This window comes from Curtobacterium sp. NPDC087080 (assembly GCF_044745105.1).
GTDB lineage: Bacteria > Actinomycetota > Actinomycetes > Actinomycetales > Microbacteriaceae > Curtobacterium.
The window spans coordinates 383,253-396,285 of sequence record NZ_JBIUZP010000002.1 but is presented as its reverse complement, the minus strand read 5'-3'; the positions used below and the strand labels follow the sequence as shown (position 1 = coordinate 396,285).

The following is a 13,033-nucleotide window of genomic DNA, read 5'->3' as shown; positions in this document are numbered from 1 at the left end:
CGACGATCGTCCCGAGGGACGCGACCACCGCAGGCGCGTCGGACCAGCCCAGGAGGCACCCATGACCACCCAGCGCACGCGACGCCGCACCACCGGCCTCGCCGCCGTGATCGCGCTCGGCGCCGTCGCCGCAGCGGCCCTCGCCGGGGTCTCCCCCGCGACCGCGTCCGGCAAGACGTCGACCGGAGGCGACTACGCCGTCACGGTGAACGGCACCACGACGAACCCCGCCGTCGGCAAGGACTTCAAGCTCAAGGACGTCGCCGTCACCGGCACCATCGCGGTCCGCGGCAAGCACAACGGCTTCGACATCCGCGTGGCCGACCTGGGCGTCTACGACTACACGCTGACGGGAGCCCCGGACACGCAGCGGATGGTGACGAAGCCGACCGTGGTCTTCGCGTCGAAGGTCCCATCGCTCACCGCCGCGCAGCTGTCCGGCACGAAGCTGTCCTCGCTCGAGGTCCGCGACGACACGCTCGTCGCGATCTTCGGCACCGGTGCCGGCAAGTTCAAGATCCAGGCGAAGGACGGCGCCCAGGGCGGCATCTTCCAGATGGAGACCGAGTTCGCCCAGCCGGTGACGTTCACGCACACGCTCGGTGCCGGCCTGTTCTACTTCACGAACCCGTACACCGGCAAGATCAACTTCGGCGACGGGGTCGCGGCGGTGGCCGGTGGCAGCGACGCGCACCAGATGCTGCTCGGCAAGGACAGCCCGCAGGTCGCGACGAAGACCTCGCAGACGGCCACGACGACGACGTGGACCGTGCAGCCCGGCGGCCGCATGGGCGGCGTGCTCGGCGAGGACGCGGTCGAGCTCTCGCAGGGCGCGACGAACTGCACGAGCGACTGCCAGGCGCAGAACCAGGTCCGTGGGTCGCTGCCCGTGCCGCCGGACCCGGTGGACCCGCAGCCGCTGGGCACCACGTCGCGCTGACGCGACCAGGCGACGGACGGGCGCGCCCCGCTCAGCGGCAACGCGAAGCGTTGCGCGGGGCGCGCCGACCGAGCCCGCGAGGGAGGACGGTGCCAGCTGGCACCGCGCCTCCCGTCCGTCAGCTGGTCGCGCCGGCCCTGGCAGGCCGAATCGCGCGTACCGGGCGGAATCGCGCGTACCAGGCGGAATCGCGCGTACCAGGTCGTTCCTTCTGACCAGGTACGCGCGGTTCCGCTTCCCACTCCACGCGCGATGGGAAGGAACGGGCGCGTCGGGCCACCGCAGCTGTGCGTCCTGACAGTTCCACGTCCGTACGACCGCCGGAAACCTGTGGGACAACTCAGCAGGGTCGGATGTCCCAGGCCCCCACGAGGGGGTCACGACGACAAGGACACCATGACCCCGCAGCACCCCGCACGACCGCGCCGCACCGCACGCACCGCACGCACGGTCGGAGCCGCCACCGCGGCCCTCGCCGCGATCGCCGCCACGACGATGATCGGCTCCGTCCCCGCCGCCTCGGCCGAGGAGGCACCGCTCGTCACCTCGACCACCGAGTGGCAGTACCTGGAGGACGGGTCCGACCCCGCCGCCGGCCAGCCCGACCGCACCGCCTGGACGACGGGCGCCCTACCCGCGGGCGACTGGAAGACCGGCACGGGCTCGTTCGGCGCGAAGAACGGCGCGGCGACGGGCATGGGCGGCGGGCACACCGTCGACACCCTCCTCGAGCAGTACCTGGCGGACGGCAAGGACGTCCCGACCTACTTCTTCCGCTCCTCGTTCGAGGCCGACGCGACCGACCTGGCAGCGTGGAAGTCCCTCACCGCCGAGGTCGTGTACGACGACGCACTCGTCGTGTACGTGAACGGCACGAAGGTCGCCGGCTTCGAGGACGGCGGCGTCACGCAGAACGTGCAGTACGCGGGCGACAACGGCGCCGACCCGGACACGAGCACGTTCTCCGTCGACGCATCGCTGCTCCACGAGGGCGAGAACGACATCGCGGTCGCGCTGTACCAGGGACGCTCGAACAGCTCCGACGTCTACTTCGAGATGCCGTCACTGACCCCCGTGGACGCCGCGCAGCCCGCGACGATCTCCGACGTGGTGATGACGATCGGCGCCGACGCCTCGTCGCGGAACCTCGCCTGGTACTCCGACTCCGCCGCTGCCGAGGGCGCGCAGGTCGTCCCGGCGTCCCGCCTCGTCGACGGTGCCTTCCCGGCGACCGGCGCCACCGAGGTCGCCAGCACCTCCGGCACCGCCACCGACGGGCAGCAGTACCACCACGCGACGCTCGCGGATCTCGCGCCCTCGAGCGAGTACGCCTACCGGGTCGGGAGCGACACCGACGGCTGGAGCCCGGTCACCACCTTCCGCACGGGTGACGGGGACGGCGACTACTCGTTCGTCTTCATCGGCGACGCGCAGATCGGCGCCTCCGGCGACGCGACGTCGGACACGGCGGGCTGGGTCGACACGATGAACGTGGCCGAGCGTGCCTTCCCGGACTCCGAGATGGTGTTCTCCGCCGGCGACCAGGTCAACACGGCCTCGAACGAGGCGCAGTACGAGGGCTTCCTCTCGCCGGACCAGCTCGGCCGCATCCCGCTCGTGACGAACATCGGCAACCACGACGTGGCGAGCCTGGCGTACGAGCAGCACTTCAACCTGCCGAACGTCTCCACCGAGCACGGCAAGCCCGATGCCGGTCGCGCGGGCGGCGACTACTGGTTCACGTACGGGGACACGCTCTACATCTCGTTCAACTCGAACGACATGGACGACGCCGGACACGCCGAGTTCGCACGGAAGGTGCTCGCGGAGCACGGTGACGAGGCCCGCTGGAAGGTCGTCACCTTCCACCACTCGGTGTACAGCACGGCGTCGCACGCGGACGACTCGGACATCATCACCCGCCGTGCCGACCTGCCGCCGGCGCTCAGCGCGCTCGACGTGGACCTGGTGCTCATGGGACACGACCACGTGTACGTCCGCAGCTACCTGATGAGCGGTACGACCCCGGTCGGTACCGGCGCCCCCACGGAGACGGTCACGCCCACGGGCGACGAGGTGCTCTACGTGACGGCGAACTCGTCGTCGGGCAGCAAGTACTACGACATCACGCCCGGGCCGTTCGACTTCGCCGCCGTGCAGAACCAGGAGTACACGCCGAACTTCACGAACGTCGAGGTCTCGGGCGACGCCATCGCGATGACGACCTACCGGTCGGTGGACATGACCGTGGTCGACCGGGTCACGCTGCAGAAGCCGACCGAGCCGACCGACCCGGGCACCGACCCGACGGACCCGACCGACCCCGGCACCGACCCGACGGACCCCGGCACCGAGCCGACCGACCCCAGCACGCCGTCCGACGAGGCCCCCGTCGCCGCGGACCTCGCGACGCTCACCGAAGCGACCCACACGCTCCGGGTGGACGCCGTCGACGAGGAGGCGGGCACCGTCACCGTCACCGTCCCCCGCGAGCTCGCCGGCGCTCCGCTCGACTGGTTCGTACACTCCGACGCCGAGTACCTCGGCGACGACCCGACCGACGACGACGGGGTGCTGACCCTGCAGCTGCCGGTCGACCTCGCGGCGGGTGAGCACACCCTCGTCGGCCAGCGCGCCGACGGCACGGTCGCCACGTGGGGCACGTTCGCCTTCGTCGTCGACCCGGCGCCGGGGGCTCCCGCCGCCGGCGAGCCATCGGGGGCGCTCGCCTTCACCGGTGCCGACGTCCTGCCGCTCGCGGCGGGCAGCGCCCTGGCGTTGGCAGCCGGACTGGGGATCGCCCTGGCTCGCCGCCGTCGCGCCTGACGCAGCACCGGACGGGAGGCGCGGTGCGGGTCCGACCCGCACCGCGCCTCCCGTCCGTCCCCGTCCCGCGTGCGCGGACCGCCACGAGACCCGGGCTCAGCGACGGTCCTCGCGCCGCCGACCGCGAGAACCGTCGGTGAGGACGAGACTCGGGGCCCGCTGCAGCGGAGCACCGCGCGGGTCAGCGCGGATCAGCGCGGGATGACCGAGAACATGAACCGCTTCCGGATCATGTACCAGACGAGCAGGATCAGGGCCGTGTGGGCAGCGAAGCCGATCCAGCCGTTGAACCAGTTCACGCCCGGGATCGAGGCGATGGCCAGCGCGAAGAAGACCTGCCAGACGAACACGTACAGGCTGGCCTGGCCGATGGGGATCCACAGCCACCCGATGACGGCGTTGATCGGCTTCCAGAACACGGTGAGGATCGCGTAGGACACGATCGCGAAGAACGCGATGTCCACCAGACGCCCCCACTGCAGGTCGACCCGCTGGTAGGCCGTGTTGTACAGGTCGTCGTACATCGACGCCGGGAAGGGCGTCGGGGTGAACCCGAAGTGGTCCCCCGCCCAGACGTAGACCAGGAACAGCGCGTACCCGGTGACGCCGATGCCGATCAGCACCTTGCCGAGCCGACCGGTGAGCGCGCCGATGACCTGCCGGCGGTAGTAGCCGAGCACGAGCCCGTGGGTGAACACGACCTGCCAGGTGAGCAACGGGAACACCGACTCGAACTGCGAGTTCAGCGGCCGGAGCTCGGGTACCAGGGCCTGGAGCACGTACAGACCCCAGCTCACCACGAGCAGCGCCCACCAGAAGCCCCGCTTGATCACCCACATGCACAGCGGGATGAACAGGCTGAGCACCACGAAGAGGCCCATGATGTTGAACGGCCACGGCCCCATCTCGAGCAGCAGGAACTGCCGGATCGCGTACCACGGCGGCGGGTAGGACAGCAGCTGCATCGCGTTCGGGTACAGGTCGTAGACGCGGCCCTCGGCGCCGACGCCCCCGGTGCCGGTCCCCCGGTCGGTGAAGGTCGTGATCGCGTCCGTGTTCAGGAACGGCACGAAGCTCAGCGCGAAGACCACCAGGATCACCGCCAGGGTGACGAGGTACTGTTTCCGCGCCCGCTTCCACGCCCCCACGGCCGCGACCCACTCGCCGAACTTCTTGATCGCGAACGGGTAGGTCATGCCGAGCACCATGCCGGACAGGAACACGAACATCTCGGCGCCGGTGATGGCACCCGTGGCGTGCAGCGTGATGTACGAGTAGGGCCCGCCGATCTCGATGTGCGTGATCACCACCGCCAGGATGATGAACCCGCGGAACAGGTCGAGGCGCAGGTCGCGGCCGGGCTTGCCGTCGTCGGGGTACCGCCAGCTCGGCAGCAGCCGTCCGACGAGCCCGCTCAGCAGGAAGGCCGCCGCGAGACCGAAGGCGCACCAGACGATCCACGCCATCTGGTCGCCGCCGGTCTCGTACTGCTGGCTGATCGCTGCAGCGCCGTCCTGCGGGGTGACCCGGTCAGTGACCGGACCACCCTCGAAGCGGTCCGTCGCCTGCAGGTCGGCGCGGAACGACCCGGCGATGCCCGGGACGGCGGTGTTGCGCCAGTCGGCGACGCGGTTGTCGGCCTCGGGTTCACGACGGTTCGTCTCGAGGAAGGTGACGCCGCGTACCTCGGGTCGGTCCTGCACGGCGGCGAACACCTGCCGCCACCAGGAGCGCTTGACCTCGAGTTGGCTGTCGCCGTCGAGCGAGTGGTCGTACAGCGCGCCGGTGTCGAGCAGCATCGGGCGGTCCTCGCCCTGGGCGAACCGCTCGGTGAACGTGCCCTCGGACTGCCGCTCCTGGTAGCCCCAGGTCTCGTCGAAGCGCGCCTCGACCTCACCGGCGCTCGGAGCCTCGTTCGTCGTCAGCGGGACGTCGCGGCCGGCGGCCTCGGTCGACTTCCCCTTGCCGAAGAAGAACATCGACAGGCCGACCCAGTCGACGCTCGACGCGCCGGGCCAGTACGGCCCGTACGGGTCGTCTGCTGCGTCGAGTCGCCCGTCGCCGTTCGTGTCGGCCTTGGCGACGTCGACGGCGGAGAGGTCCTCGAGTCGTCCCGCGGACTCCCCGAAGGGGTAGCCGGCGCCGTACGACGGCGACCACACCATCGCTGCATCGGAGTCGCCACGGTGCACGACTCCGGCGAAGGCGCGGAAGGCGCTGACGTAGGCAGTCGGCTGCTGCCCCCAGCGGACCCACGTTCCGTTCATCTGCGGTGCGAACCGGACGAGCACCTGGGTGTCGTACTGGGCGTGCGCCTCCTCGAACAGACGGTTCGCGGCGCGCGCGTCGTCACGGCTCAGGGACCCGAGCGGCTGCGTCGGGGTGAGCGTCACGACCAGCACGGCACCCCGTGCGGCGGCGGCGCGGATCGCGCGGTCGTACTGTTCGCGGGCCGGACGGTCGAAGGGGTAGTCGAGCTCGACGCCGTACATCGACGGGTCGGCACCGAGCCGTCCGGCGTAGCCGTCCGGGGCGTCCGGCCCCCAGTCGAGGTCGGGTCCGTACCAGGCCAGGCCGTCGGCCGGCAGCAGGCCGGCACCCGTCCGGGAGGCGCTGGTCGCCGTACCGGGTGCGGTCGCCGGGGACGTGGGCGCCGGTGAGGACGTCGGGTCAGGTGACGCCGTCGGGTCAGGTGACGACGTGGCCGAGCCGGTCGACGTCGCCGCCGACGCCGCCGACGCGGGGAGCGCTCCGCCGAGCAGCAGCATCCCCACGACGACGAGGAACGCGACGGCCTTCGCCAGGGCGCCCCTCACCGGTTGCACGCCAGCGTCCAGATGTTGCGGCCGCCGGTGTGCTCGTGCTCGAGGCGGTCGAGGGCGGCGAGCGCGAGGGCCAGGCCTCGACCGCTCTCCTCGTCGGGGTCGGCCATGGTCACGGCGGACAGGTCGACGTCCGCGGGACGCCCGTTGTCGGTGAGCACCGCGACGAGCTCGGCGTCCGTGGCGGAGAGCTCCACCGTGTACCCGCGGCCGGTTTCGACGTCGGTGCGACGGGTGTGCTCGACGATGTTCGCGGCGATCTCGGCCAGGGCGGTCTCGAGCGAGAAGCGGAGGCGGGCGTCGTCGATCCCCAGCGCGTCCCACCAGGCACCGAAGCGGTCCTGCACGACGTCGAGCGACTCGGCGACGGCCGGGACGTCGAAGGTCAACTGGTGGTCGGTCACAGGGGGCCTCCTGCCGTCGAGGACACGTGTTCGGACTGCGGCGTCCCGGCGTCCGGTCCGCGGTAGAGCACAGCGCGGACGACGATGCTGAAGATGAACAGGTCGAAGACCACCCACGCGGTGTTGACGAGCGGCGCGATGCCGTCCGCCTGGCCGGTGGCGTACCGGATCGCGATCATCACGAGGGCGGCGACGAGCGCACCCATCGCGTACAGCTGGGGCTTCACGAGGTCCCACCGCGGTCGCTGGTCCGACTCGTCCTTGACCTTCGGCGTCACGCGGAAGCCCAGCGGCTTGCCGCGGAACACGTTCTCGAACGCGCTCGTCACCGACTCGATCCAGACGGGGAACAGCGCGAGCGAGTACTGCTGCCCGCGCCACGTGGGTCTCCCGGCGGCCACCACCCAGAACAGCAGCTGGTTCAGCACGAGGAACGGGATGAGCCGCACGAAGAAGTCGACGCTGTAGGCCTGCACGGGCACGACGCCGAACGACAGGCAGAGCACCGGGGCCGCGATGTACACGACCGCCGCGAAGCCCGACAGGTAGCTCCACATCGTGGAGAAGTACATGAGGCGCTGCCCCCACGACAGGCCCTTCTGCACGAGGGGGTTCTCGCGGAAGAACACCTGCATGGTGCCCTGCGCCCAGCGGAGCCGCTGCACGAGCATGGTCGGCAGGTCCTCCGGCGCGAGCCCCTTCGCCAGGATCTCGTCGTGGTAGGCGGACTTCCAGCCGAGGCCGTGCAGGCGCATCGCGGTCGCCATGTCCTCGGTCACGGAGATCGTGGCCAGCGGCATGATCGGCTGGGCCTCGTCGTCCCGGTTCACGTCGAGTGCGCGGGCGAGCACCGCGATCGACTCGATGGCGGCGACGGGCGAGGCGTCACGACGGCCGAGCACGTCGAGGGCCGCGTCGTCGAGCCCCGCGAAGGTGTCCGCCTCGGTCGACATCGCCGCGAGCTCCTGCAGGTCGCGGCGCACCGACTCGAGGTCGGCGGCGGCGAACCGGTACGCGATCGCGTCGATGCCGCGCTGGAAGTCGTAGGTGACGTCACCGAGCGGCTCGCCCCGGTCGATCTGCTCGCGGGCCCGGTCGACGACCTGCTCCGCGCCGTCGAGCGCGTCGAGGACCCGCGGGTCGGTCTCCGTCTCGCGTGCCCGCGCGAGCAGCTTGCGCGACGTCTTGATGGTGCGCTCGACGGACTCCTCGACCTCGCGTACGTAGCGGGTCACGCCGAGCTGCATGAGCGCCTCACGCCGCAGGATCGCGTTCGAGCCGCAGAAGAACGCGGCGTTCCAACCGTCCTTCGACTGCTGGATCGGTCCGTAGAACAGCGGGGCCTGGCTCCCGAGCAGGTCGGCCTCCGGCACGTTCTCGAACCACTGCGGCGTCTGCACGAGCGCCATCCGCTCGTCCTTGAAGTAGCCGAGGGTCCGGTCGAGGATCGACGGTTCGGGCACCTGGTCGGCGTCGAGGATGAGCAGGAACTCGCCCTGGGTGGCGAGCAGCGCGTTGTTGAGGTTGCCGGCCTTGGCGTGGCGCGGACGGTCGACCCAGTCCGCGCCGCGGGTGATGACGCCGATGCCGAGCGACTCGGCGGCGGCGCGCATCTCCGGACGGTTCCCGTCGTCGAGGATCCACGTCTGGTGCGGGTGCGTGATCGCCTTCGCCGCGCGGGCGGTGCGGACCACCAGGTCGACCGGTTCGTTGTACGTCGTGATGAAGACGTCGACGGTGACGTCACCGGCGGGCTTCGTCGGCGGCTCCCCGCGCTCGCGGAGCCGCCACGCCCCGAAGGCGAACAGCAGCGAGTCGATCACGCTGTAGGTCTCGGCGAGGATCAGCGGCACCGCGATCCACCACGAGTGCCAGTTCACCGACGCTGCCCACCGCCAGACGATGTAGTTCACGCCGGCGATCGATGCGAGCAGCGCGACGGTGCGCACGGTCACGAGCCGCCTGGTCGGAGTGCCGGTGGTGAGTCGGCGACGGTCCTGACGGCTGACGTCGAGCGCGGTCATCGGCGTCCTTCCTGCTGCAGCCGGCCGACGCTGGGTGAGTGCGCCGTACCGCCTTGTCTACCGCAGGCAGGGCACGCCTGTCAGCCCGCCGCCCCGTTCGGGTGGTGAGATCGCCTCAACGGGACTCGGCGAGCCCCAGGTCGTGCGCCAGGCGGACGATCACCTCGTCGAAGTAGGCCGCCGGGTCGGTCACGGAACCGACCGCGTGCCCGAAGAGCTCGAACGACAGGACGCCGAACACGGTCGTCCAGGCCATCAGGGTCCGCAGGACGACCTCGGCCGACGGGTCGTCGTGGAAGCCGCGCGCCCGTGTGTAGGCGACCGCGTCGGCGACGGCACCGGGTGCCCCGGGTCGTGAGCCGATCGAGGGACCGGCACCGAGCGTCCAGTCCGGCGGCAGCTCCGACCCGGCGACGTCCGCCCATGCGTCGGTGACCACGCGGACGAGCACGTGGGTCGTCCGCGAGGCGGGCTCCACCGTGTCCTGGGGCGCGACGTACCCGGGCACCGGCGAGCCGTACAGGAGCGCGAAGTCGCCGGGGTGCCCGATCGCCCACCGTCGGACGGCGCGGCACGCGGCGACCCACCGGCCGACGTGGTCGGCGCGGTCGACGGGCGCCTCCGCCGCTTCGACCGCGGCACCGAGCTCGTCGTAGTCGAGCACCAGCAGCGCGGTGAGCAGGTCGTCACGGCTCGGGAAGTACCGGTAGACGGCGGAGGACACCAGGCCGACGTCGCGCGCGACGGCGCGCAGGCTCAACTGCGCCGGCCCCTCCTCGGTCAGGCGGGCGCGCGCGGCCGCCAGGATGCTCGCGTGCACGGTCTCCCGCGCCAGGGACCGGGCCGTCCTCGCCTTCTCCACCATCCCCCCAGCGTGCCACGGGAGAGCACCGCACACAAACGAGAGCGCTGCTCTTGCAATCCGGCCCGAGCCGCTGCATGATGACTCCCGAGAGCAGTGCTCTCCCGAATCCAGGAGGAACCATGTCAGGTCACCACGTCGTCGTCGGTGCCGGCCCCGTCGGTCGTCACACCGCAGCCCTGCTGTCCGAGCGCGGCGACGAGGTCGTCGTCGTCACCCGCTCCGGACGCGACACCGGACTGCCCGGCGTCCGGCACGTCGGGCTCGACGCCGCCGACCCGGACGCGCTGACAGCCGTCACCGACGGCGCGGCAGCGCTGGTCAACTGCGCCAACCCGGGCGACTACACCCAGTGGGAGCGCGTGTGGCCGCCGCTGGCGTCCTCGCTCCTCACCACCGCCGAGCGGACCGGCGCCGTGTACGCGATCACCGGCAACCTGTACCCGTACGGCCCGGTCGACGGCCCGATGCACGCCGACCTGCCCGATGCCGCGACCGACCACAAGGGCGTCCTGCGCGCGCGGATGTGGGCGGACGCCCTGGCTGCGCACGAGGCCGGACGCATCCGCACGGTCGAGGTCCGCGGCTCGGACTACGTCGGCCCGGGCACCGGGGCCAACGGGCACGTCACCCGCGTGCTCCCGGCCGCGCTGCGCGGGAAGCCCGTCACCGTGATCGGCCGGTCCGACCAGCCGCACTCGTACACCGACGTCGGCGACGTCGCGCGACTCCTCGTCGCCGCCGTGGACGACGAGCGGTCACACGGCCGGACCTGGATCGTCCCGACCAACGCACCGCGGACCCAGGAACAGGTCCTCACCGAGATGCTCCGGACGGCCGGCCGCCCTGCCGTCCGCGTCCGGTCGCTGCCGATCGGTCTGGTCCGCGGCATCGGCGCGGTGGTCCCGTTCATGCGGGAGGTCGCGCAGCTCGGGTACCAGTGGTCGGCGCCCTACGTCGTCGACGACACGGCGACGCGAGCGCACTTCGGCTTCGGTCCGACGCCGTGGGACGAGGTCTGCCGCCGCACGGTGGACGGGCTGACCGCCTGAACGGACCGGCCTGGAGGCGCGACCCACCCCACGGGGACGGCGCACGCCCGACCCGTGGCCGGTCACCTGGCCAGGCCCGCCCCGACGTCAGCGCTCGCTGACATCAGCGCTGGCTGACACCAGCACTCGCTGACGCCGGCGCTGGCTGACGCCGGTGCTGGCTGCCGTCAGTGGCGCGGCTTGCGTGCCGGACGGTCGTCGTCGTAGCGCGGACGGTCGTCGCGGCGGTCGTCCCGGCGCGGACGGTCGTCGTCGCGGCGGGGCCCGCGCGGACCGCGGTCGTCCCGACGGGCACCACCGCGGCGGTCCGGCTTGATCTCGATGAGCTTCCCGCTGATCCGGGTGTCCGACAGGCGGTCGAGCACACCGGGGTCCATGCTCTCGGGCAGCTCGACGATCGAGAAGTCCGGCCGGATCTGGATCGCGCCGAAGTCGTCGCGGCGCAGGCCACCCTCGTTCGCGAGCGCGCCGACGATCTGGCGCGGCTCGACCCGGTGGCGACGCCCGACCTCGATGCGGTAGGCGGTCATCGGCTGCGACCGGCGCGGCCCGCGGTCCTCACGGCCGCCGCGGTCGTCGTCCCGGTCACGGCGCTCACCACGACGGCCGTCGCGGTCGACCTGGTTGCGGAGCTGGTCGTCGGCCGGGTCGAGCAGCAGCGGTGAGTCACCCTGCGCCACGACCGCGAGCGCGGCCGAGACGTCCTCTGCCGGGACGTCGTGGTTGCGGACGTAGTGCGCGATGACGTCGCGGAACTTCTCGATGCGGTCCTGCTGCTCGAGCGCCGCCGTGATCGCGTCGTCGAACCGGCTCAGGCGCGTCTCGTTGACGTCGTCGACCGTGGGCAGCTGCATCTGCGTGAGCGGCTGCTTCGTGTGGCGCTCGATGGCCGAGAGCAGACGACGCTCGCGCGGGGTGACGAAGCTGATCGAGTCACCCTTGCGGCCCGCGCGACCGGTGCGGCCGATGCGGTGGACGTAGGACTCGATGTCGACGGGGATGTCGAAGTTCACGACGTGGGTGATGCGGTCGACGTCGAGACCACGGGCGGCGACGTCGGTGGCGACGAGGATGTCGAGCTTGCCGGACTTCAGCTGGTTGACCGTGCGCTCGCGCTGCGCCTGGGCGACGTCACCGCTGATGGCGGCTGCGGCGTACCCGCGGGCGCGGAGCTTCTCGGCCAGGGTCTCGGTCTCGCTCTTCGTGCGGACGAAGATGATCATGCCCTCGAAGTCCTCGACCTCGAGGATGCGGGTGAGCGCGTCGACCTTCTGGGGGTACGACACCATGAGGTAGCGCTGCGTGATGTTCGCGGCGGTCTTCGTCTTGGTCTTGACCGTGATCTCGGACGGGTCGGTCAGGTACTGCTGCGAGATGCGGCGGATCTGCGCGGGCATCGTCGCCGAGAACAGTGCGACCTGCTTGTCGTCCGGCGTCTCGGCCAGGATCGTCTCGACGTCCTCGGCGAAGCCCATCTTGAGCATCTCGTCGGCCTCGTCGAGCACGAGGTACTTCAGCGCGGACAGGTCGAGCGTGCCCTTCGCGATGTGGTCCATGATGCGGCCGGGCGTACCGACGACGACGTCCACTCCACGGCGCAGTGCCGACAGCTGCACGCCGTACGCCTGGCCGCCGTAGACGGGCAGGACGTGCACGTGCTTCATGTGCGACGCGAACTGCTCGAACGCCTCGCACACCTGCAGCGCGAGCTCACGGGTCGGCGACAGCACGAGGGCCTGGGGCACCTTGCTGCCGGACTCCATGCGGGACAGGATCGGCAGCGCGAACGCCGCGGTCTTGCCGGTACCGGTCTGCGCGAGGCCGACGACGTCGCGCCCCTCGAGCAGCGTCGGGATGGTCGCCTCCTGGATGGCGGAGGGGGTCTCGTAGCCGATGTCCTTGACGGCCTTGAGCACCGCGTCGCTCAGGCCGAGGTCGGCGAAGGTCACCACGGGCCCCTCGTCGGTGGTCTCGGTGGCGGTGTCGGTGTCCGTGCTCATGGGGAAACGGTACCTCGGACGGCGGACGTCCGCTGACGCCGCAAGGTGCGCTGTGGACGGACGGGAGGCCCGTGGCGGGCCCGCCATGCCCCTCCCGTCCGTC

The 13,033-nt window shown here is 71.3% G+C and carries 8 protein-coding genes; 3 read left to right on the top strand and 5 right to left on the bottom strand.

Translation table 11 applies throughout. From position 1 onward, the window contains the following. The first annotated feature begins 61 nt into the window (after nucleotides 1-61). Nucleotides 62-940 (top strand): hypothetical protein, encoded by an 879-nt coding sequence (locus tag ACIPEQ_RS06100; protein ID WP_402714483.1) that lies wholly within the window; start codon nucleotides 62-64, stop codon nucleotides 938-940. A gap of 396 nt (nucleotides 941-1,336) precedes the next feature. Then, complete coding sequence (locus ACIPEQ_RS06095) at nucleotides 1,337-3,766, top strand: fibronectin type III domain-containing protein (RefSeq protein WP_402714482.1); 2,430 nt, start codon at nucleotides 1,337-1,339, stop codon at nucleotides 3,764-3,766. Nucleotides 3,767-3,957: 191 nt separating this feature from the next. Here ACIPEQ_RS06095 and opgC read toward each other — a convergent pair whose 3' ends face one another. From opgC to ACIPEQ_RS06075, 4 genes are all read right to left on the bottom strand, one after another. Further along, on the bottom strand, nucleotides 3,958-6,591 hold the full coding sequence (gene opgC / locus ACIPEQ_RS06090; protein ID WP_402714481.1) for an OpgC domain-containing protein: 2,634 nt from the start codon (nucleotides 6,589-6,591) through the stop codon (nucleotides 3,958-3,960). Beyond that, nucleotides 6,579-6,992, bottom strand: a complete 414-nt coding sequence (locus ACIPEQ_RS06085; RefSeq protein WP_402714480.1) for an ATP-binding protein — start codon at nucleotides 6,990-6,992, stop codon at nucleotides 6,579-6,581. Before ACIPEQ_RS06085 ends, opgC begins: the two co-directional genes overlap by 13 nt. After that, entirely contained in the window at nucleotides 6,989-9,016 is a 2,028-nt protein-coding gene (locus ACIPEQ_RS06080) for a glycosyltransferase (protein WP_402714479.1), read from the bottom strand. Before ACIPEQ_RS06080 ends, ACIPEQ_RS06085 begins: the two co-directional genes overlap by 4 nt. A gap of 115 nt (nucleotides 9,017-9,131) precedes the next feature. Further along, nucleotides 9,132-9,881 (bottom strand): TetR/AcrR family transcriptional regulator, encoded by a 750-nt coding sequence (locus tag ACIPEQ_RS06075; protein ID WP_402714478.1) that lies wholly within the window; start codon nucleotides 9,879-9,881, stop codon nucleotides 9,132-9,134. Nucleotides 9,882-10,000: 119 nt separating this feature from the next. On the opposite strand from ACIPEQ_RS06075, the gene ACIPEQ_RS06070 reads away from it, so the two are divergent. Further along, entirely contained in the window at nucleotides 10,001-10,930 is a 930-nt protein-coding gene (locus tag ACIPEQ_RS06070) for an NAD-dependent epimerase/dehydratase family protein (RefSeq protein ID WP_402714477.1), read from the top strand. 167 nt (nucleotides 10,931-11,097) lie between these two features. Here ACIPEQ_RS06070 and ACIPEQ_RS06065 read toward each other — a convergent pair whose 3' ends face one another. Beyond that, the gene (locus ACIPEQ_RS06065) at nucleotides 11,098-12,930 is read right to left on the bottom strand and encodes a DEAD/DEAH box helicase (protein WP_402714476.1); all 1,833 of its coding nucleotides are present in this window, start codon (nucleotides 12,928-12,930) and stop codon (nucleotides 11,098-11,100) included. Nucleotides 12,931-13,033 lie beyond the last annotated feature (103 nt).

Coding starts and splice junctions, on each gene's coding strand:
- ACIPEQ_RS06100 (WP_402714483.1), top strand. CDS start 62: ATGACCACCCAGCGCACGCGACGCCGCACCACCGGCCTCGCCGCCGTG.
- ACIPEQ_RS06095 (WP_402714482.1), top strand. CDS start 1,337: ATGACCCCGCAGCACCCCGCACGACCGCGCCGCACCGCACGCACCGCA.
- ACIPEQ_RS06080 (WP_402714479.1), bottom strand. CDS start 9,016: ATGACCGCGCTCGACGTCAGCCGTCAGGACCGTCGCCGACTCACCACC.
- ACIPEQ_RS06075 (WP_402714478.1), bottom strand. CDS start 9,881: ATGGTGGAGAAGGCGAGGACGGCCCGGTCCCTGGCGCGGGAGACCGTG.
- ACIPEQ_RS06070 (WP_402714477.1), top strand. CDS start 10,001: ATGTCAGGTCACCACGTCGTCGTCGGTGCCGGCCCCGTCGGTCGTCAC.
- ACIPEQ_RS06065 (WP_402714476.1), bottom strand. CDS start 12,930: ATGAGCACGGACACCGACACCGCCACCGAGACCACCGACGAGGGGCCC.